Origin of the sequence: Rudaea sp. 3F27F6, from assembly GCF_005503555.1 — a bacterium.
Lineage (GTDB): Bacteria > Pseudomonadota > Gammaproteobacteria > Xanthomonadales > Rhodanobacteraceae > Rudaea.
In genome coordinates, this window is the sequence record NZ_SCNG01000004.1 from 186,689 (window position 1) to 208,043 (window position 21,355).

General features: G+C 61.3%; 19 protein-coding genes. 4 read left to right on the forward strand and 15 right to left on the reverse strand.

The genetic code is table 11. From position 1 onward, the window contains the following. Positions 1–7 precede the first annotated feature (7 nt). On the forward strand, positions 8–1,078 hold the full coding sequence (gene dinB, locus FFS30_RS16235) for a DNA polymerase IV (protein WP_137914230.1): 1,071 nt from the start codon (positions 8–10) through the stop codon (positions 1,076–1,078). Between the two features lie 319 nt (positions 1,079–1,397). Beyond that, positions 1,398–1,976: a hypothetical protein gene (locus FFS30_RS16240; RefSeq protein WP_137914231.1), complete on the forward strand. Its 579-nt coding sequence runs from the start codon at positions 1,398–1,400 to the stop codon at positions 1,974–1,976. Between the two features lie 51 nt (positions 1,977–2,027). Here the strand turns inward: FFS30_RS16240 and FFS30_RS16245 are convergent, their stop codons facing one another. The 6 genes from FFS30_RS16245 to FFS30_RS16270 form a co-directional block, all read right to left on the reverse strand. After that, entirely contained in the window at positions 2,028–3,188 is a 1,161-nt protein-coding gene (locus FFS30_RS16245) for a glutathionylspermidine synthase family protein (RefSeq protein WP_137914232.1), read from the reverse strand. A 3-nt stretch (positions 3,189–3,191) separates the two neighbouring features. Beyond that, positions 3,192–3,794 carry a DUF1190 domain-containing protein gene (locus FFS30_RS16250; RefSeq protein ID WP_137914233.1) on the reverse strand — a complete coding sequence of 201 codons (603 nt, stop codon included), beginning with the start codon at positions 3,792–3,794 and terminating at the stop codon, positions 3,192–3,194. A gap of 151 nt (positions 3,795–3,945) precedes the next feature. Beyond that, positions 3,946–4,359 (reverse strand): DUF350 domain-containing protein, encoded by a 414-nt coding sequence (locus FFS30_RS16255; protein ID WP_137914234.1) that lies wholly within the window; start codon positions 4,357–4,359, stop codon positions 3,946–3,948. An 11-nt stretch (positions 4,360–4,370) separates the two neighbouring features. Next, the gene (locus FFS30_RS16260) at positions 4,371–4,994 is read right to left on the reverse strand and encodes a DUF2491 family protein (RefSeq protein WP_137914235.1); all 624 of its coding nucleotides are present in this window, start codon (positions 4,992–4,994) and stop codon (positions 4,371–4,373) included. 88 nt (positions 4,995–5,082) lie between these two features. Next, positions 5,083–5,853: a PspA/IM30 family protein gene (locus FFS30_RS16265; RefSeq protein WP_137914236.1), complete on the reverse strand. Its 771-nt coding sequence runs from the start codon at positions 5,851–5,853 to the stop codon at positions 5,083–5,085. Positions 5,854–5,920: 67 nt separating this feature from the next. Further along, the gene (locus FFS30_RS16270) at positions 5,921–6,490 is read right to left on the reverse strand and encodes a YjfI family protein (RefSeq protein ID WP_249352518.1); all 570 of its coding nucleotides are present in this window, start codon (positions 6,488–6,490) and stop codon (positions 5,921–5,923) included. A 304-nt stretch (positions 6,491–6,794) separates the two neighbouring features. Between FFS30_RS16270 and FFS30_RS16275 the strand changes: the two genes are divergently transcribed. Next, positions 6,795–8,150, forward strand: a complete 1,356-nt coding sequence (locus FFS30_RS16275; RefSeq protein WP_137914237.1) for a GH1 family beta-glucosidase — start codon at positions 6,795–6,797, stop codon at positions 8,148–8,150. A 12-nt stretch (positions 8,151–8,162) separates the two neighbouring features. Here FFS30_RS16275 and FFS30_RS16280 read toward each other — a convergent pair whose 3' ends face one another. The 8 genes from FFS30_RS16280 to FFS30_RS16315 all read right to left on the reverse strand — a co-directional run bounded on the left by FFS30_RS16280 (position 8,163) and on the right by FFS30_RS16315 (position 17,314). Then, complete coding sequence (locus FFS30_RS16280) at positions 8,163–9,239, reverse strand: alpha/beta hydrolase (RefSeq protein ID WP_212742494.1); 1,077 nt, start codon at positions 9,237–9,239, stop codon at positions 8,163–8,165. A 119-nt stretch (positions 9,240–9,358) separates the two neighbouring features. Beyond that, on the reverse strand, positions 9,359–10,198 hold the full coding sequence (locus FFS30_RS16285; RefSeq protein ID WP_137914238.1) for a carbohydrate ABC transporter permease: 840 nt from the start codon (positions 10,196–10,198) through the stop codon (positions 9,359–9,361). After that, positions 10,195–11,076, reverse strand: coding sequence for a sugar ABC transporter permease (locus FFS30_RS16290; protein ID WP_137914239.1), 882 nt, complete (start codon positions 11,074–11,076; stop codon positions 10,195–10,197). Before FFS30_RS16290 ends, FFS30_RS16285 begins: the two co-directional genes overlap by 4 nt. A 163-nt stretch (positions 11,077–11,239) precedes the next feature. Beyond that, positions 11,240–12,475, reverse strand: coding sequence for a sugar ABC transporter substrate-binding protein (locus tag FFS30_RS16295; protein ID WP_137914494.1), 1,236 nt, complete (start codon positions 12,473–12,475; stop codon positions 11,240–11,242). A 96-nt stretch (positions 12,476–12,571) separates the two neighbouring features. Next, on the reverse strand, positions 12,572–14,047 hold the full coding sequence (locus FFS30_RS16300; protein ID WP_137914495.1) for a glucoamylase family protein: 1,476 nt from the start codon (positions 14,045–14,047) through the stop codon (positions 12,572–12,574). 179 nt (positions 14,048–14,226) lie between these two features. Then, on the reverse strand, positions 14,227–15,174 hold the full coding sequence (locus tag FFS30_RS16305) for a hypothetical protein (RefSeq protein WP_137914240.1): 948 nt from the start codon (positions 15,172–15,174) through the stop codon (positions 14,227–14,229). 67 nt (positions 15,175–15,241) lie between these two features. Next, on the reverse strand, positions 15,242–15,520 hold the full coding sequence (locus FFS30_RS16310; RefSeq protein ID WP_137914241.1) for a hypothetical protein: 279 nt from the start codon (positions 15,518–15,520) through the stop codon (positions 15,242–15,244). A 279-nt stretch (positions 15,521–15,799) separates the two neighbouring features. Further along, on the reverse strand, positions 15,800–17,314 hold the full coding sequence (locus tag FFS30_RS16315) for a tryptophan halogenase family protein (protein ID WP_137914242.1): 1,515 nt from the start codon (positions 17,312–17,314) through the stop codon (positions 15,800–15,802). Between the two features lie 179 nt (positions 17,315–17,493). Here FFS30_RS16315 and FFS30_RS16320 point away from each other — a divergent pair, with 179 nt between their 5' ends. Beyond that, positions 17,494–17,964: a hypothetical protein gene (locus tag FFS30_RS16320; protein ID WP_137914243.1), complete on the forward strand. Its 471-nt coding sequence runs from the start codon at positions 17,494–17,496 to the stop codon at positions 17,962–17,964. Between the two features lie 312 nt (positions 17,965–18,276). Here the strand turns inward: FFS30_RS16320 and FFS30_RS16325 are convergent, their stop codons facing one another. Then, a complete protein-coding gene (locus tag FFS30_RS16325; RefSeq protein WP_137914244.1) occupies positions 18,277–21,285 on the reverse strand; it encodes a TonB-dependent receptor in 3,009 nt (1,002 codons plus the stop codon). Positions 21,286–21,355: the final 70 nt, after the last annotated feature.

Here is a 21,355-nt window from a genome sequence, read left to right on the forward strand (position 1 = left end):
TAGGCGCGTGAGAAAAATCGTCCACATCGACATGGACGCGTTCTATGCCTCGGTCGAACAGCGCGACGACGCAAGCCTGCGCGGCAAGCCGGTCGTCGTCGCCTGGCGCGGCGCGCGTTCGGTGGTCTGCGCCGCATCGTACGAGGCGCGCAAGTTCGGCGTGCGCTCGGCGATGCCGGCGCTGCGTGCGGCGCGGCTGTGCCCGCACGCGATCTTCGTGCCACCCGATTTCAGCCGCTACCGCTCCGTCTCCAAGCAGGTGCGCGAGATTTTCTTCAAGCACACCGACCTCGTCGAACCGCTGTCGCTCGACGAGGCGTATCTCGACGTGACCGAACCGAAAACGGATTTTTCTTCCGCGACCGCGATCGCCAAGGCGATTCGCGCGGAGATTTTCGAGACGACGCAATTGACCGCCTCGGCCGGCGTCGCGCCGAACAAGTTTCTCGCCAAGATCGCCTCCGACTGGCGCAAGCCGAACGGCCTGTTCGTGATCAAGCCGGAACAGGCCGAAGCGTTTCTCGCGCCGCTCGACGTCGGCAAGATTCCGGGCGTCGGCAAAGTGATGAACGCGAAACTCGAATCGCTCGGCGTGCACACCTGCGCCGACTTGCGCGCGTTCGACCTGCGCGAACTCGAACGCCGCTTCGGCCGCTACGGCGTGCGCCTGCGCGAACTGAGTCTCGGCATCGACGAGCGCCGCGTGAATCCCGACCAGAGCGTGCATTCGATCTCGAGCGAAGACACGTTCGCCCACGACGTGCTGCTCAGCGAAATCGAACCGATGATCCGCGAACTCGCGGCAAGAACCTGGACGGCGACGCGCAAGACCGATCGCGTCGGTCGCACCGTCGTGCTGAAACTGAAGACCGCGGATTTCCACATCATCACGCGCAGCCATACTCCGCCCGCGCCGCCGCAAACTGAAGAGGCCTTCGTCGCACTCGCGGTCGGCCTGCGCGAACGCGTCGATCTGCCGCCGCGCACGCGCTACCGCCTGGTCGGCGTGGGCCTCGCCAATTTCCGCGACGAACACGAGTTGCCGCCGCAGGCCGAACTGTTCGACGAATCGGCATAGTCCGCATGCGCGCCCGTCGTGCGCCGCCATCGAGGCGCACGCAAATCGGCAATGAAACTGGACGAAGTATAAATGTGGATTCTTCGTGAATTCAGGCGATGCTAACGGCATTGCGGCCGCGAAATCGCTAGTCTGACTGCGCCGAACGACACCACCGCCGTCCCGGAGTCGCAAGGCAATCGTCGCGCCGATGCGGTAATCAGGCACCGGCCGATCGAGAGGCGGACCGGCGAGCTCGCGCCGGTCCGGCAGCACCTCGCTGTCGACCTTGCCGACGCCTCGGCGCGACGACTTCCTCCCCATTCCCGAGGTTCATATTATGAAAACAAAACTGCTCTCCCTGCCGATCGCGCTGTCCGTCGTCATGGTCGGACAAACTTCCGCACAGACCGCAACGGCGGCCGCCGTGCCCGCAGCGGTAACGACCGCGGCCACCACCGCCCAGGCTGCCTGTACCCAGGTGCAGGCGGACGAACTGCAGCATCGGATCAATGTCACGCTCGGCAACGCCAGCGCCGTCTCCTCGTCGCAGACGACACTCGAAGCCGACCGCGCCACGCTGCGCACCGCCGAACAGGCCCTGCACACGGCGATCCAGGCGTATCTCTCTGCGGACGAAACCACGCTGAAGAACGCGCACACTCAGTTGCAGGACGACTTCGTCCAGCTCAAGGCCGATGTGACCGCGGGCAACAGCGGCAATCTCAGCGCCGACCAGACCAAGATCACCACCGACGCGGCGGCGCTGCAGGCGGCCGAAGCGCAACTCGGCGCCGATCACCTCGCGCTGGCCAACGCCAATGCCCTGCCGCGTTGCGGTGGTCCCGGCGGCCCGGGCGGACCCGGCGGCTTCCACCACGGCGGCGAGCATCGCGACGGCCGCGGCGGCGGACGTTGAAATCCGCTTGCTCTTGCATAGAACGGAGCGGGCGCAAGGCCCGCTCCGCATTCATTCGATGATGTGCGGAACGAAGCGCGCGGTGTCGCGCGTGATCAGCGTCGCGTCCTCGCGGATGCCGATGCCCGACGGCCGATCGGCCACGACCCAACTGCCGATCAGCGGATAACCGCCGGAAAAGTGCGGCAGCGGGTGCACGGCCTGGCGGATCGTCGGCGCATCGTCGTACGGACCTTCGCTTGCATCGACAGAACCGTCGGCGAGATGCAATTCGATGTTCGCGCCTTCGCGCGAGAAGTACGGCTTGCGCACCCAGCCGGCGGACAGCGGCGCGGGGGCCTCGTCCTCGAAGAATGCCGGCAACAAATTCGGATGGCCCTCGTGACGCTGCCAGAGCAAAGGCAGGATGCCCTTGTTCGACAGGATCGCCTTCCACGGCGGCTCGATCAGATGGATGCCCGAGGTCGGCAACGCCTTGCCGAATTCTTCAGCGAACATGAATTCGAGCGGATAGAGTTTGAACAGCGTGCCGATCACATAGTCGTCGGTGTCGGTGAAGCGCCCGTCTTCGGACAAGCCGATGTCTTCGACCGCGATCGAGTTCGTCGCGATGCCGGCCTGCTCGGCGCAATCGCGCAGATAGGTGATCGTGGCTTGGTCTTCGACCGATTCGCGCACGGCGGAAAAATAGAACGGTCGCGGCAGGCGCTTGGCGATGACGCCGAAGGCCTCGATGAGATTTTCCTGGATCAGGTTGTACTGGTCGGTGTGCGCCGGCAACACGCCGCGCTTGCGCTGTTCTTCGAACCAGTGCCACTGAAAGAACGCCGCTTCGTAGAGCGAGGTCGGCGTGTCGTAGTTGAACTCGTAGAGCTTCGCCGGGCCCGCGCCGTCGTAGGCGAGATCCATGCGGCCGTAAACATGCGGGGCGGCGCTGCGCCAGGAATCGGCGATCCAGTTCCAGTAGGGTTCGGGGATCGCAAGCCGTTTCAGCAGCGCTTCGTCGCGCACGCATTCGGCGACCAGATCCATCGCCATCTCGTGCAGCTCGCCGGTCGGCGCTTCGAGATCGCGCTCGATTTCTTCGAGCGTGAACGCGTAGTAGGCGCGCTCGTCCCAATACGTGTCGCCGGCGATCGTGTGGAAACGAAAGCCGAGCGCTTCGGCGCTCGCGCGCCAGTCCGGGCGCTCGGCGATCTCGACGCGGCGCATCGGTCAGCCTCCGGATGAACCGCCGCGCGCGCTGGTGCTCGTACCGCCCCAGCCGCTGCGCGCCGCGGCGACCGAACCGAAGCCCGAACGCGAGACGGTGACGGCGCGGTTCGGCGTGATGTCGACCGAACGATACGAACGCGCAGTGGAGCTACCGCTCGAACCGTAGCTGCCGGAGTAACCGCCGCTGCTGCCGTAGCCGTCGCGGCGATCGTCGAACTGCGCGTACTGACCCGAGCGCAGGCGGTAGACCGGCGAGGCGTCGAAATAGCTCGGCCGTCCCGGCGAAAGCATTTGCGAAATCAGGAAGCCGGTCATCAGCGGCGACCAGAAGCCCGACTCGTTGGAGCGCTCGCGGCAGAGTTCGCCGAACTCGGCGATGCACTCTTCCTTGGTCTTGAACTTCGGCGCGTTCGCGACGTTGGCCTTCTCCGCGCCGTCGTGCGCGCGCTGGCAGACGTCGGCCGCGTTGCCGTCGGCAGTGCAGGCCGCGACGTCGGTGTAGAAGCCCTTGCGCATCTGGTCATCGGGGGTGTTGTCGCAGCCGGCGACGAGCAGCGGCGCGGGCGCCATCAAGACCAGGGTCAAGGCACGGGAACGTTTCATCGTGTCTTCCTTCAGATTGCTATGTCTAACGAGAGCGGGAGATCGAACTGCGCAGAACACGGCGGGAAAAACACCAGACCGGATCGCGGTCTTGGCTTTTCTGCGCGTGCCGGATGTTCTGCGCGGTTCAGTCTGGTTCCGTCCGTCGTGTTCAGTACGTCATGCTCGCCGCGTTGAGAATGCCGACGCCGATCGACAGGCCGGCGAGGAAAATCGCGGGCGCGCGTTCGTTGTTGGTGATCTCCTCTGAGATGCGCGGCAGAAACCAGTGCACGGCGAAGAACGTCAGCGTCTGCACGACGAGCGCGACCACGCTCCAGACGAGGCAGTCGAACCAGCTCACCGACTGCGCGATGGCGGTCGCCACTGGAATGATGAAGCCGAGCAGGCCGCCGACGAATGAAATCGCGGCGGCTTCGTTGTTCTCGCGGATCAGGCGTATTTCGTCGTGCGGCGTCACGCGCAGGTAGACGAAGATGAAGACGCCAGCCATCAGGATCGCAAGACCGAAATAGGCAAGAAACGCGGGCAGCGTGCTCAGCGAGCGGAAGACATCGGACGACATGACTCACTCCTTCAGGTGATCTCGAATTCTGCGGTCGACAACGCGATGCCGACCGCCTGGCTGATGACGAAATCCTCGGGCCCGGAATCCTCGCCGGCGACGAGCAGCAGTTCGTTGCGCTGCATGCCCGGCAGTTCGCGCGAATAGAGCATCGAATACAGGGTCAGATCGTATTCGGGCGTGTCGAGGTCTTTCTTGTAGATGCGCTCTTCGAGCGGCACCGGCTGCGCCATGCCCTCGCCTTCGCCCCAGACGCGCGTATAGCTGCGCTCACCGAGCGTGTAGTCGGGCAGGCGGCCCGAGGTGACCCAGCGCTCGAACGCGTCCTTGCTCGAAGGATTGATCGACTCGGCATAGACGAACAGATTGACGTCGCCCGGCGCACCGTCGACCGTCGCGATCTGCAGAAACGCATCGTCGGTCAAATACAGGCGGTAGAGGCGACTGCCTGCGCCGAGGTCGATGTCGCCGATCGCCTCGATCGTTTGCGGACTCGACGGCCAGTCGAAATTGAACGCGTCGGCACCGAGCTTGGCGAGCAGGTCGTCGAAGCTCACCGCGCCGCGCAGGCGCGCGCCATAGGGCAAGGTCGTGCCCGGTTTCGCGCCGTTTTGTTTGTTGCCGAACCAATCCATCGCAACCACCCTCGCTATTTGTATCGACGCTCTGCGCCGTCATTCCCGCGCGGGCGGGAATGACGGCATTATCGGTTTGCCGCAGCGATCAGCTGGTTTTTACCTGCTCTGCGGGCACGGCCTGCGCCGGCGTCGCCACGGGCGCGCCCAACTGCGCAGGCGGTTCCACCGTCGCAGTCACTTTCTGGTAGCGCGCGAGCACGTCGTCCGCACTGACGCTGCCGGAAACCAGGCCCGCCTTGGCCAGACGCGTTTCCAGGTCGCCGTCGCCGTCGCTCTTGGCGAGCGTCTCGGCCGCTTCGATCTGCGCACCGCGTTCGAGCTGCTGAGCCTTGACCCGCTCGAGCGAATCGAGCGCGGTGCGCAGCTTGGCGTTCTGACCGCTGTGGCGCGCGGCGATCGCGGACTGCGAACGCAGCACGCTTTCGTTGACCTTGACCTGATCGACCTGCTGCTGCAAGCCGGTGATGCGGCGGTCGGCGGTCTTGATCGCGACGTGCATTTTCTCGACCGCAGCGGCGAGCGAGTCGTAGTCCTTCTGCTCGCCGGCCAGTTCGCTTTCAAGTTGGGCGACCTTGGTCGCGACGTCGCGCGCGAGGTTCTGGTCGTTGGTCGCGAGCAGGCGTGCGATGTGGCCTTCGTACTCGGCCTTCTTCGCCTGCTTGGCCTGCAGCTTGTCGCCGGCGAGTTTCTGCTGGGCCATCAGGCGCGCCAGCTCATCCTTGGCACGCACGCTTTCGTTCTGCGCATCGCGGATCTCCTGGTCGAGGATGCGCACGGCGTTCTTGTCGACAATGGATTGGCCGGCCTCGGTCGCCGCGCCGCGGAACAGGGTGAGGATTTTTTCGAGAATATTCATCGGATTTTCCTTGGCTCAGCTTTTGTGAGAAGTGCGACCCGGGAGGGTCGCTTTTTGATTTGCGCGTTCACGCATGAACGCTAATGTATTCCTGCAGTGCGTGCGCAGCCTGCAAGGTATTGTCGGCCAGCGTCGTCACTTCCTCGACGATGTTGGCAATCGGCGAGCGCGTCGAGAGTTCGCCGAACACGGTGTAGACGTCTTCGCCGTCAAGGGTCTGCAGGCCGATATTCGACAAGGGATTGAGCGGATTCAAGCGCAGGCAGGCGTCGTTGAACGCGGCGCGGTCGCGCACCTGCGAGCCGAGGCACAGCGGCGTCGAGACGAACAGTTGCTGGCCGGAAGCGGCGAGGTGGATGTCGAGATCGCCGTGCTCGGGCAGCGAAATCGCGATGGTCGGCTCAGCGCCGGCTTCCAGGCGCATGTGCAGAGGCAGATGCTCACGGGCGATGTAGGCTTCGAGCGCATCGAACAAGGTCGGGGTGGTCCAAGGGTGCGTCATGGCGGCGTAATCCTTGATGGTTACGAGTGGCGGGGAAAGCGAGGGTTCGCGCAGGGCAAGCTCCAGCTGAGCCAGCACCGAGGCATGCTCGGCGCGGACGTAGACCTGGCGCGCGACAAGGCCTTTGGCCCGCATTCGCTCGCGGAAGGCTTGCTGGCGCTTGGATTCTGCAGAACGGGATTTGATGATCGGCTGGGTCGTGGCGATTGTTATTAGTAACGTTACGTGTAACGTCGGTCGCCGTCAATATGACTTCCGACCTACTCGCCGAACGTATGGGCTGTGGAATGCAGGCGCGAAGGCGGCGCAGCACACGGCACCCGCCCCCACTTCGCGTCCGCGCAATCGCGTAGCGAGTCCGGTTTCCTACAAATCCCGGAGCGCATGCGCTATTCTCGATGTAATCGTTTCCAACGCAGTCAACACCAAGGATGCAGGCATGTCGCAACGTGTGCAGTTCCCCGCGAATTTTCTTTGGGGCGCGGCAACGAGCGCGTATCAGATAGAAGGCTCGCCGCTCGCCGACGGCGCGGGGCCGAGCATCTGGCAACGCTTCACCCGCACGCCGGGCATGATGGCGAACGGGGATACCGGCGACGTCGCCTGCGATCACTACCACCGCTGGAAGGATGACGTCGCGCTGATGAAGCGGCTCGGGCTGCAGGCCTACCGTTTCAGCATCGCCTGGGCGCGCGTGCTGCCTGACGGGCGTGGCCGGGTCAACGACAAGGGACTGGATTTCTACAGCGGCCTCGTCGACGAATTGCTGCGCAACGACATCGTGCCGCTGCCGACCCTGTTTCACTGGGATCTGCCCGCCGCGCTCGACGATCGCGGCGGCTGGCTCAATCCCGACATCGCCGCCTGGTTCGCCGAGTATGCGCAAGTGATGTACGCGAAGCTCGACGACCGCGTGCAGCAATGGGCGACGCTCAACGAACCCTGGGTGGTCAGCGACGGCGGCTATCTGCACGGCGCGCTCGCGCCGGGCCATCGCAGCAAGTGCGAGGCGCCGATCGCGAGCCACAACCTGCTGCGCGCGCACGGTGCGGCGGTACAGGCGTACCGCGCGATCGGCAAGCATCGCATCGGCGTCGTGGTCAACATCGAACCGAAGTACGCGGCGACGCAAAACCCGGCAGATCTCGCCGCGGTCAAGCGCGCCGACGCGTATATGAACCGGCAATACCTCGACCCGCTGCTGCTCGGCACCTATCCCGAGGAACTCGCCGACATCTTCGGCGAAGCGTGGCCGTCGTGGCCGGCAGAAGACATGGCGCTGATCAAGCAGCCGATCGACTGGCTCGGGGTCAACTACTACACGCGCAACGTCACCCGCTTCGACGCGGACAGCTATCCGCTCCAGGCCACGCCGGTGAAGCAGAACGCGACCTACACCGAGACCGGCTGGGAAGTGTATGCGCAGGGACTCACCGACACGCTGACCTGGATCCAGCAGCGTTACGGAAACCCGCCGGTCTACGTCACCGAAAACGGCGCGGCGTTCTACGATCCGCCGCAGGCCGAGAACGGCGCGATCGACGATCCGTTGCGCGTGAGCTATTTCAAAAAACATCTCGCGGCGGTCTCCGACGCGATCGCGCAGGGCTGCGATATACGCGGCTACATGGCTTGGTCGCTGCTCGACAATCTCGAATGGTCGCTCGGTTTCTCCAAGCGTTTCGGCATCGTGCACGTCGACTTCGCCACGCAGCAGCGCACGATCAAGGCCAGCGGCAAGCTCTATGCGGACGTGATCGCGAGCAACGGCGCGGTGTTGAACGAGGCGTCATAGACGCCCGCGGACTCAAGGCAGCTTGCCCGACGCCGGCCGCTTGCCGTTGTCCACCCAATCGACGAGCTGATCGAACGCGCGCGCGATTTCCGCCGGCTTGAACACGCAGTGGCCTTCACGGTTGACGTACTGCTGGACGAAATTGTCGCCGTAGCCTGCGCGCTGCGCGCTCAATGCGTATTCGAAGACACTCGCCGCCGGCACGAGCGGATCGCCGACGTCGTGCACGGCGAGCATCGGCCGCGTGAGTTTGCCGCTCGGCGTATACCAGCGCGCGAGCCACGCGCTCGCCTTCGGATCGGCGCGATAGCGGCGCACGCCGTCGTTGAGTGCAGCGTCGTCGCCCGAGTTCACGTAGATGAGATCGGCATTGCCGAGCGGGTTGCCGTGCGCACGCTGCTGGGCGTCGCGGAAATCGCTCAGCGTGTCGGCGATCACGTCGGGCAACGACTTGGCGTCGGCCGTCCCGTACCAACGCAGCAGTGCAGCCCGCGCCGTGGGTTTGGTTGCGAGCGCGCCCGCGATCTTGTGCGTGACGGTCTTGTCGGCAACGTAGTCGGCCGGCACCGGAACGAGCGGCGGCAGTACGCCGGGAAAGTAGAAATCGAAAGCCGCGGCAAGCGCGAATTCGCGCTGCATGAGTCTGTCACTCGGCTCGATCGCGCCGCACAGCGACAGCGCACCGGCGTAAATTTGCGGCTGGGTTTCGATCGTCAGCGCCGTCAGCGTGCCGCCCATGGACATGCCCATCACGAGAAACTGAGCCGCCTCGCCATGCTGCGCAACGAAGTGCTGGCGCAATTGCTCGGTTTCTTTCGCGGCTTCTTCTATCGCCCAGCCGCCGGCGGAATAGCCTGACTGGATCACCGCATACTTGCGCTGCAGCAGCGGCGCGAACATCGGCGACAGCGCCTCATCGGCGCGGAAAATTACGGGCGTTTCCGACGTGCCGTGAAAGAAGACGACGACGCGATGATTCCAGTCCGGTGGAACGTCGATGCGATACGAGGCGCCTGCGAGCGTGCCTATTTCGACGGTCTTGGTGTTTTCGCCGTGCGCCAGTGGAACGAGAAGGATCGCGACAAACACGACAAAAGCTCTGCTCGTCGTTCCAGCGAAAGCTGGAATCCAGCTTTTGTTCTTTTGCAAAAAGCAGGATGAGAAAAAACTGGATTCCAGCTTTCGCTGGAATGACGACAGGGAAAATCTCATCCTTTCACGCTCCCGAGCAACAAACCTTGCAGATATTGGCGCTGCAGCACGAGGAACAGCAGCAGCACCGGCAATACCGTCACGACCGAACCGGCCATCATGAATTCATAGTCCTGCACGTGCTCGCGCGACACGGCGAGGCTGGCGAGACCGACCGGCGCCGTCTGCCGGGCTTGGTCGCTCAGCACGATCAAAGGCCACATGAAATCGTTCCAGCTCGCGAGAAACGTCAGCACGGCAAGCGTAGCGATCATCGGCTTGAGCAGCGGCAGCACGATAGAGAGAAAAATTGTCCATTCGCCGGCGCCGTCGATGCGTGCCGCCTCGATCAAATCGTCGGGAATCGAACGTGCGTACTGGCGCACGAGGTAGATGCCGAGCGCAGTCGCGAGCGCCGGCGCGATCACGCCGCCGTAGCTATTGACCAAGTGCAGCCACTTCATCAGCAGGAACAGCGGAATCATCGCGATCTGCAGCGGGATCAGCAGCGCGGCGAGCACGAGTTGGAACAGACGGTCGCGGCCGGCAAAACGCAGTTTCGCGAAGGCGTAGCCCGCGCTCAAATTGAAGGCGAGCGAAAGCACGGTGACCGTGCCCGCGATCAGCAAACTATTGAGCAGGTAGCCGCCCATGCCGCCGCGCTCGAACAGATCGCGGTAGTTGGCCAGCGTGGCCTTGGCCGGCAGCAGCGGCGGTGGATAGTGGCTCGCCTCGCCGGGCTGCATGAAGGACACCGACAGCATCCACAGCAGCGGCAGCAGGGTCAGCACGGCGCCGCCGATCAACAGCCCGTTGACGATCCATATCGCCGCGCGCGAATTCGTGCCGGCGCTCATGCGGTCTCGCCCCTGGCGCGCGCGAGGCGCAGCAGCAGGCGCGTGATCGCGAAGATCAGCGCGAACAGAATGAAGGCGATCGCGCTGGCGCGGCCGAGGTTCCACCATTTGAAGCCCTCCTCGTACATGAGGTAGAGCACGCTGACCGTGGACTGCAGCGGGTCGCCACGCGTCATCACGTACGGTTCGGCGAACAACTGGAAATAGCCCGCCATCGTGATGATCGCGACGAGCAGCAACACCGGACGCAGGCCGGGAAGAGTGATATGCCAGAACTGGCGCCGGCGCGAGGCGCCATCGATGCACGCGGCCTCGTACAAGTCCTGCGGAATCGCCTGCAAGCCGGCGAGCAGGATGATCATGTTGTAGCCGAAATTTTTCCATACCGCGAACAGCGCGAGCGCGGGCATCGCCCAATGCGGATCGCCGAGCCAGTCGATCGGGCCGATGCCGAGGAAACTCAGGCCATAGTTGATCAGGCCGTAGCGTGTATGGAACAGATAGCGCCAGATCACCGCGACCGCAACGACCGTGGTCACCACGGGCGCGAACAACGCGGTGCGGTGGAAGCCCTTGAACCGCGCGAGCGGCGAATTGAGCAGCAGCGCCGCGCCGAGCGAGGCCGCGAGCGACAGCGGCAGCGAGAGCACGACGAACCAGACCGTATTGCCGAGCGCTTTCCAGAACAGCGGCGTGTTGAAGATATCGAGATAGTTGCCAAAGCCGACGAAGCGCATGTTGTCGAGATTCGCAAGCGCGTAGAGGTCGAAGTCCGTCAGACTCAACAGCAACGCAGCGCACACGGGCAGCACGAGGAATACGCCGAGCACGAACAGCGCGGGCGCGACGAAAGTCCAGGCGCTGCGCTGCGAGTTCATAGCTTTATCTTCCCTTCTCCCATCGGGAGAAGGTGCCCCGAAGGGGCGGATGAGGGAAGAGCCTTACATAACCGAATTGAATTGAAGAAGTCCAACTCCCTCCCCTCATTCGGCGCTGTGGACATCGCAAGTTTGCTCAGCGAGAGAAGGTAGGCACGCACACTCATGGCTTCGCCCCCTTCGCCAACAGCGACCGTCTCTTAGCAAGAATCACGTCGTCGATTTTCGCATCGAGCGCGCGCAACGCGCTGTCCGCGCTTTCACCGCCACGCACGACGCGCTCGGCGGCAAGCTGCATCTCGTTGGCGATGCGTTCCCACTCGGGCACCTTCGGCGTCGGCTTAACCCGTTCGAGCTGGTCGCGGAATGCGTGCGTATATTCGTCGGTTTCCAGCTCCTCGAAATCCCAGGCGCTACGCCGCGCGGGCAGGTCGCCGGTCAGCGAGTAGAAGCGCTGCTGCTGCTCCACTTCGGAAAGAAACTCGACCAGTTCCCAGGCGAGCTGTTTATGTTTCGACGCGCGGAAGATCGCGAAGCTCGATCCGCCGGCTGCGCCGCCGCCCGGTCCGTCCGCGCCGGGCAGCGGCGCCGTGCCCCAATGGCCCTGCACGTCGGTCGGCAGGCGCCGCTTGAATTCGCCGATGTTCCACGGGCCGGTGATGTAGAAGGCGAAGTAGCCTTTGCCGAATTCGTCCCAGACGTTGGCGATCTGCGTGTTGCTCATCGGCGGCGCCCAGTTCTCGCGGAACGCCTCGACATAGAAGTCGAGTGCGCGGCGGAATCCCGCGCTTTCGAAGTTGCCGCGCGTGCCGTCGTCGACCAGCAGCGGATCGGGCTGTTGGATGGCGAGATTGAGCAACGGCTCGAATTCGTTGAGCGGCAGGAAGATCGCGTACTTGTCCGCGCCCTGGCTGCGCTTGATCGCGGCCATCGCGCGGCGCCATTCATCCCAGTCGCGCGGCGGATCTTCAAAACCCGCCGCAGCGAGCAGATCTTTGCGATAGAAGAGCAGACGCGTATCGACGTACCACGACACGCCGTAGAGGCCGCCGTCGACGACGTTCGTGTCCCAGATGCCGGCGAAATAATCGTCGCGGCGCACGACGTTCGATTTGTCCACATAGGTCTGCAACGGCTCCAACGCGCCGAGCGCGGCGAACTCGGGAATCCAGGTGTTGCCAAGCTGACACAGGTCCGGCAAGGCATCGCCGGCGAACGCGGTCAACAGCTTTTCGTGCGCGGCCGTGAGCGGCATGTTCTGCACGACCAAGTGTACGCCGGGATGCGCACGCTCGAACTCGACGAGCAGTTCGCCGACGACCTCCCCCTCGCGGCCGAACGTCCAGAACTTGAGCGTCGTTTCCTGCTTCGCGGGCGCGCATGCGCAGAGGGCGGCCAACGCCGCCCACGTCGCGATTCGCGCAAACCTCCCCGCCCCGCTTTTTGCCACGACACCTCCCCAATCAACGGTTGCCGCGGATGCCGCCGCGCCCGTTTACTTTTTCGCCGTCTCGTCGAGCCAGCCGCCGGTGAAGCCGGCGCGCTTCAGGCCTTCGCGAATATACGGATTCTTGCGCATCGTTTTCCAGATGAAGTCGCTGCGGTAGTTCTCGATCATCGTGACGATCGGGCCCTGGTCGATGCCGATATAAAGCGTATCGAACCAGCCCTTGCCCGGCACGACGCGGCCGGTGCGCAGCGGTCGGTCGGTGAAGGTGAAACTCGGATTGAATCCATCGACGAAACCGTACTTGGTGTACAGGTCGTCGCCGTAGCGCTTCTGCATTTCCTCGATCGCGGGGATGACGATTTCCGGCGCGAACGCGATCGAGCCGATCGCCGCGGTCGGCGCGATCGTGCCGTCGTCGACCGAATAGCCGAGACCGGCGCCGCGCGCGATGTAGCCGTAGAACGGCTTCGGATCGTTCGCGTAGCGGTCGGGCTCGCCTTTGCGGCTGGCGCCGCGCGGGCCGTTGCCCGCGGTGAGGCCCCAGACGTTTGCGCCATAGTCTTTCCACTGCATCGGGTTATGGATGGCATATTCGCGCTGTGACAATGCGGCGCGCTTGCCGTTCTCGAAATAATCGATGCCCTTGTCACGCATGTAGTCGTCCTTGAGGCCGCGGAAATCGATCCAGGTGTGCGTGTACTGATGCCAGAACGCGGGACCGGCGCCGAGATGAGTCTGTCCTTGGAATTCGCCCCAGGTCTTGCCGTAGGTCTGCGTCCAGCGCGTCCAGGATTCCGGGCCTAGTGCGTGCGTCGGCGAGCCGAGCGCGAGGATGTACAAACCGAACGCTTCGCTGTAGCCGCGGTAGTAGTTGTAGTCGAACCCGTTTTCGGGCGTCCAGCCGCCCTGCACGAGCGGATTGCCGTCACTGAACCAGCGCCAGTCGACGCGGCGGAAAAGCTCGTCGGCCAGGCGGCGGATTTCTTCTTCGTCCTTGGTGTTGCGATCGTAGTAGGACTGCGCGAAGAGCACACCGTACATGAGCCAAGCGGTATCGACGGAAGACAGCTCGACCCAACGCGATGAATTGAAGCGCTTGCCCGTCTCCATGTCGAGGAAGTGGTAGAAGAAGCCGTGATAGCCCGCCGCATCCGCCGCATCGCTCTGCGGCGCGTCGTGGAAGAAGCGCAACGCTGCCAAGGTGCGCTTGACCGCCTCGCCACGCTTCATCCAGCCGCGCTCGACGCCGATCCCGTACGCGGTCAGACCGAAACCGACCGAAGCGATCGAGGCGAAGTAGTCGTTGCCCGGCACCTGCGGCCAGTGATCCGGCATGAGCCCGTTCTTCGTATTCGCGCCGTCGACGAAGTATTCGAACGTGCGCTTCTCCACATCGTCGAGCATCGCCTGCTGCGCCTTCGGCAGCGCGGCGAATCCGCTCGGCGGTGCCTTGGCGAGCGCGGCATCCTGCCAGCCCGCGGCAAGCACTAGCAAGGCGATGAAAACGTTTACATTCAACATTCGAACGTAGTTGCTGAAGCTCATGCAGTCCTCAATCTCATTGGGCAGGTGGTTTTGGCGCGCGGCAACGGAAGCGGGCCGATTCGGCGATTCGACAGTACGCGCGGCGATTCGTTCCCTTATTCACGAAGATGCCCGCACTGCTCAGGTGAGTCAACTCTCACGCTCCTCGGCGACGATCAATGACTGCAATACGTCTGCATCACGAGAACCGCCTTTTCGTTCGCGGCACTCAGTTGCTGCGGCGTCAGTTGCTTGCCTTGATCGGCGAGAAACGCATCGAACTCGGAAAGTGCATCGGGATCTCCGCCCTGGGAAGATATCTTCTTTCTCAAATACTGCTGAAGGCTAAGCCGATACGCGTATGACTGTACCGCATCGGGCACGGCCCACTGCAGCTCGTTCAAAGCGCTGCAGTCCCCTTGCGCGAGGAGGTCGGAGGCAAACTGCGCGACAAGATCGCGGCGCCTTAGTGCTTCGTCCAAGTCCGCCGGTTGCAAGCCTTGTGTGCGGTATTCGTCGTAAGCCCAATGGGTGTAGTCGCGCTTGGCCTGTGCATCGCCTGCGAGGGCAGCGCGTTCGAGCCATTGCGGCCAAGAATCGATCTGCCCGCGCTCGAGTTTTGCACAGGACTCGTCGAGGGCTTTTCTGTTTTGCATGGCTTTCGCGACATTCTTGATCTGATCATCGGAAGAAGGGCGGCCTCCCCGGTTTTTCATTGCTGCTTCAACTTGCAATTGCACATCGATTTGTGCGGTCTCGTAGTCGGCGTCGCTGCGCTTGTCGCGGCGAGCGCATGCAGCCAGCGCCTGGCCCATCTCACGCATGGCATCCGGCACTCCGCGTGACGCGTCTTCCCGCCTGGCATCGACGACATGGTCAGGCAACGAATCACCCGGCGACAAGAAAGATCGCAGCTGATTCGAATCGATCGCGCTTTGTGCGCGCTCGTGCGGAACGACAATCGCCGCATCGAATTGTTTTGAGTTATCCACGTTCCTCGCGAGACCACTGACCGTATTTCCCGATGACCCGGACCCGCGGTGGTGAATGATCTCAACGCCAATCAAAATTCCTCCGGCCACCACGACGGCGCCAAGGATGGATTTCCAGAATATCGATCTCATAAAGCGCGAACGAATCGGCCGGGCTGCGGATGAGCTGCACCAATGCAGCCCACCCGCAGTTGTCCAGCTACGGCCCTACGGTGAGGTTGTAAGCCTGAGTATTCCAATAAGAATCACCGCCAAATCCATACGGCGTCGTCGTAACGGGATAGGTGCCAGCCGGCAGGTTCACCGGTCCGGTACATGTCCAGTGCGGCGTGAGGAAGGCACCGGGCGTGGTGCAGACGAACTGTCCGCCCACGTAGACGCTGTAGTAAGACGCGCCCGGAGCAGTCCGTCCCGCCCAGATATCGAACTGGACGGCCGTTTTCGGCCCCGTGGCGACAATGTTTGCAGCGTGACCCATGCCTGTTCCGACAAGAAGCAAAGCCAACGCAGCGGCAATCTGTTTCGCTTTCATCTCATAACCTCCGTCGTTCTGAAACACCGCGGCAACCCTTCCCAAGATTGCAGCCGGCAAGTGAGGCTCATCGTGAAGCAGCCCCGCGAATGGCATCTCGACGCCCAGCGCCTCAATGCGAGCAGCCCGTCCGGGCTGCAAACTCAATTCTGAAAATGATCCGACTAGAAACTCTCGCCTGCGTCGAATGGATGCGCAGATGTCGCACGCCACTGCAATACCAGATCATGGCGCCGGCGCCTTGCAATAGCGATCGATGAATGCCTGGTGGGGAGGCATAAGGTCGACACAGTTGGCGATCACTTTCTTGATGCCACCGACAAATTCTTCGAGTTCGGCCTGGGGCATCTGGTCGACCATCGGATGCCAGCGCTCGGGGATGATGCGTTGCCCGATCATCACTTCGACCCAACTGGGTTGGGCGAACATTTCTTCGGCGTTGCGATAGAAGCGCCCGCTATCGCGGAACAAGCGGATGTTGTCGGCCAGTTCCTTCGGTATCGACATCGTGCGGCAATAGTTCCAGAACGGCGAGTCGTCGCGTTCGGTCGCGCAGTAATGCAGGATGATGAAATCGCGAATGCGTTCGATCTCGAACGCCGCCTGCGCGTTGTAGCGATCGCGAATCACATCGCTGAAACCACGATCTGGGAACAGATTAATCAAACGAGCAATCGCCGACTGGATCAGAAAAATGCTCGTCGATTCGAGCGGCTCGAGAAAACCGCTGGCCAAGCCGATCGCGACGACGTTCTTGTCCCAGCATTTCTTGCGCTGGCCCGGCACAAAACGCAGGACGCGCGGCGACCCGAGCGCGCGGCCGTCAATCCATTTCGTCAGATTGGCCGCCGCCTCGTCATCGCTGATATATTTGCTCGAATAGACGTAGCCGTTGCCGGTGCGGTGCTGCAGCGGGATGCGCCAGGTCCAGCCTGCTTCGCGCGCCGTGCAACGCACGAACGGCGTCGGCGGCCCAACGTTCTCGCACGGCATCGCCACTGCGCGATCGCAAGGCAGCCAGTGCGACCAATCTTCGTAGCCGGCCTTCAGGGTCTGCTCGATCAGCAATCCGCGAAACCCAGAGCAATCGATGAATAGATCGCCGGAAATCCTTTCGCCGTTCTCCATCACGACCGCATCGATATAGCCGTCGCCCGGGCGCTGGATCACCCGGGTGACCTTGCCCTCGGTACGGCGCACACCGTGCTTTTCGGCGAACGTGCGCAAAAACTTGGCATACAGCCCCGCGTCGAAGTGGTAAGCGTAGGCGATATTCGCGAGGGGCGAGGCTTCATTGACGTCACCCGCCGAAGTCATGAACTTGCCTTTTACCGAAGCAAGCGTATTGAGTGAATAGTCGCCGATTTCGCTGGCGTTGCCTTGCTTGTGAGCCTTGAGCCAGTACTGATGGAACGGCACTGACGCGTAGTCATGCCCGATTTGCCCGAAGCCGTGTACGTAGGAGTCGCCGATGCGCGCCCAATCGACAAATTCGATGCCGAGCTTAAACGTGCCCTGAGTCTGCTTGATGAAATCGACTTCGATAATGCCAAGCGTGTGGTTGTAAGCCTTCAGGTGCGGAACAGTTGCCTCACCCACGCCTATAGTCCCTATTTCCTCAGACTCGATTAGTCGGATCGAATAATCCCTGCCCATGATCTTGGCCAATCCGGCGGCAGCCATCCATCCGGCACTACCTCCGCCGACGACAACAATGCTCTTGATGCGATTGTCAGTCATGCTTTGTTTTCACCCATTGGATGAAACGAGTGCGGATTCGTGAAAATCCACCCAGATCATCCTTTATGAAATTTTCATTAAAAATCGCATAAATCTTCTTGCCTGCTATAGACTGAATATGCCGTGACAAAAGACAGCAATATTTTTAATACATCCGTTTATTTCATGGAGTCATGCAGATGAAAAAAACTTTTTCGAGTTTCATACTCTTCGCATTATCTATAACGAATGCCACGGCGGCAGCGATTTGCCTATCAGGCGAAGGCGCTTATTATTTCGTTGCCCCGTGCGCTCATGATGGCTATCGAACTTCGTACATGTATTTTCATGTCTCAGGAAGTCAAATCGGCTGGTGGGGTGGATCGGAAGCCTATTCCGCTCCGGTTGCAGCTGTAGGCTACAAAATAGAAGGAGATGAAGCATCTTTTGACTGGAGTACCCTGCGACAATTTATCCACGATAAAGATATCAATCAAGATAACATTTATATTTGTGTAACCCCTCAGATTCAAACTACACCAGTTGCGCTATGTACTCCGCAAAATAACGTGCCTCCAGGTACGTATATAATTGAAGCCCGTCCGCAAGGAACAGATATTAACGTAAGTTTTAGTGTTGGCGTAGCCACATTTCCTTTGCCGTCCGGCTAAACCTCGAAGACGAAATCAGAGTTCGGCGCAATACCTGAAAAATCAGAACTGGGGCGATGGCACGTCCATCGCCCCCTCTACCCCAACGGACACGTGCCGGGCCACATCCAGACCAGAAGTTCGAGCATTTGAGGTTGCAGGCGTACCTCGAATGAACGATGTTGCTTATAGCAACCCCCGACCTCGAACATCTTCGGCACTTGAGGCTATGTTCTTCCCTAGATAAGGAAATAGCTTTCACCTCAATCCAGGTGACGCCCTAAGACAAAGCCCGCCGAAGCGGGCTTTGTCTCGAAACAGACGAGCGCATCGTCAGAAGCGGAAACCTGCGGTCAGCTTGACCGTGCGTACAGGAGTCCACGTGTCCCCATTGGTGTTGAAGAGTGCGATGGGGTGATACACACCGTTGCTGCCCCAGTTGATCAGGTAGTCCTTGTAGTTGATGAAGTTGAAAATATTGATCGCGTCGAGACGGACATAGAACGTCATACCGCGGGTCAAATCGAAATTCTTGTTCACCGAAAGATCGATCTGGCGCACGCCGAAGATCGGCCCTCCGACCAAGAAACTCTTTCCCGGCGGATTGACTGCCGCATAGAACCGAGCAGGGATTCCGTTGGGCGGCCCGCCAATATCCCCCTGACTTTTGACATCGTTATATGGAGAGGTCGTCTCCAACGTCAACTTGCCGGTAAAAGTCATGTCCCACCAGCCATCGTAGGTGCCAGTTGCCACGAAGCGGTGCTTGGGCACCGCTGCAAGCGGAATAAATGGGTAATCGTGGATCGTCGCTCCGTCGAACGCGTAGTGTTCGTCGCCGCCACGATTACCTCTTGCGTGCGAGTAGGTATACGCAAAGGTGGCGCCCCAGCCCGAATCTCTGGTGTACGGCTTTTCAGCCGACAGCAACAGCTGAGCCGTCTTGGTTTCAATGCCGTTGTCACCCAGGATCAGCGCACCCAGGCCGGGAGGAGAGTTACCCCACGGCTGGCCGCCGTCCTTGAAGAACGAACCGTCCGGGTAGCGATTACCAAGAGTGAATGCGAACCCGTCCTTGCTATGGAGATACGCCAGCGTGGCGCTCGTGTTCCAGTCACCAACTTTGTTGCGCATGCCAATGCTGAACTGATCCGTGTACGGCACTTTTAGGTTGTTGTTGAGCAGATCAACTTCCGAATTGCGCCCTTTCGCCGTAACCAAAGACGCCAAGGCGCCCATACCGCCGAGATACTTCGGATCCCAATTCACACAGGTATTAGACGGGTTGCATCCGGCCACGGGATTGAAGAAAACATCGGTCTCGGTCAACGCACCTTTGACCGGCTCCAGCCCCATGTAGTCGAACAAGTTGCGATCGTAGCTTCGTCCAGCGCCGCCGTAGATCACATGTTCCTGGTCACCATTGAGGTCGTAGGAGAAGCCCAGGCGAGGAGCAAACGAATCCTTCGGCGTCTTGCGGTTGTGGCCGTTGCTGATGTAGTCGTTGATGTTGATGCCGCCCTTGGCCAACGACTGTGCGTAGGTCTGACCTGCCGGCGCGTTGGGATCCTGCGCATTGAATGCCGCGATCGCTTCCGGGAAAGTGACGAAGTTTTCGTACGAGGGAATTTTCTCGTAGTCCCAGCGCACGCCGAGATTGAGCTGAAGTTTGTCGTTGACGTCCCAGTCATCTTGGATGTACAGGCCGTACTGCTTGTTCTTGGAAGTTATGATCGGCGACGTGCCGGGGAATGGGGTGCTGAACTTGACCAAGTACGGCGGCAAGTTGGCCGGAAAGTTTGGGCCGATGGCGTAGAAGAACTGCGGATTGATCGCCGCATTCTCCGACTGGGTCAGCTCGACCTGCTTGATCTTGAAGCCCATCTTGATGGTGTGGTCGCCCATCCAGTTGAGGTTGTTGAAGGTCAGGTCGTCCTGGATTGCTGGGCCCTTCTGTCCCTTGTCTTGGATCGACAGGCCCGAGGTCGCGTCGGTCCGCAACACCAGTTTGTTCTGGTCAGTGCCGTTGGTGTAGTTGTTCTGATTACCGAAGGTGTAGGCCGTCGGATTGTAGAACGCGCTTTCATAGGTGAGCTTCAGGTCGTTGTACCAAGAGTCAGCCGTGTGCTCCCAACGCAGGTCGTAGCGTTTGTCATTGTTGGCCAGCTTCTTCGATGCCGATGCCGCCGTTTGATCGCCTACGTCGTCGCGGCCAGCCTCGTTGCGATATTTCGCGCTCACCTCGATGCGGTCCCGATCACCGATCTCCCAGTCGATCTTGCCGAAATAGAGATCCTCGAAGAACGGTTTGTTGGTCGGGCCCAACTGTGCGCGTGCCGCGGGCGGGAGGTATTGATCGAGGCCGACCAGGTCGCCCGGCTTCACCGTTTGTGGTGTGGAGAAATTTTTTCCTTCATAGGAGAAGAAAAAATGCATCTTGTCCTGGATGATCGGGCCGCCGATGGCAAAGCCGAACTCGTCCGTATAGGTGGGAACCTTACCGTTGGCATTGGCCTCGGCTGGTGTGCGCGCACGCCAATCTTGATCGCTGTGCGTGCCGAAGACTTCACCGTGAAACTCATTCGTTCCCGACTTGGTCTGCGCAACGATCGCCGCGCTGCCGATCTGATCGAACTCAGCCTTGTAGTTCGAGGTGATAACCTTGTATTCGCCGATCGCAAGCTGCGGAAACGGATTACCTTGGCTCTGATCCTGGCCTGACACGCCGCCGGTCAGCACGTAGCCCTTCTGGCCGACGCCATCGATGTAAACATTGATCGCACTCGTCGTCTGAGCACCTCCGCGCAACTGCGTATGACCGTCGCTGTCGACCTGGAATTTCATGCCGGGGACGGTGTCGGCGAATTCGAGGAAGTTGCGCGTGATCTGCGGAATCCGGCGAATCTGCTCAAGCGATACGTTGGTCCCAATTTCCGAGGTCTTCACTTCGGTTAACGCCGTCCCTGTAACGGTAATGCCTTCGAGCGTCGCCGCCCCGGTAGAAGGTGCGGTCGCTCCCGTCGGCGCAGCAAAGTCGAGCGTGCCCGTGGTCGCCACGGCGAGGATGACGACTTTTTCCGTACCGGGACCGGCGTCGACTTGATATCGGCCAGGCGGTAGGCCGACCAGGGCATAGCTGCCGTCGGCAGCGCTCGTCGTAGTGCGGCGTAAGCCGGTGTCGAGATTTTTCGCGGTGACCTGCATCTGCGGCGGCGCCTTGCCGCGTAAACCGGCATCCGACGATTGCGCCCAACTCATCGCCGGCATCGCCACAGTGGCAATGACGGCGCTGCGAATCAGTGAGGCGAGGATTTTCTTCTTAAAGGGCAGTGGCTTTCTCATGAGTTCTCCTCCCAAGGCGAACATTTCTAAGTGGCTGTGTTACTACGTTTCTTGATTGCGGCGATGTTGC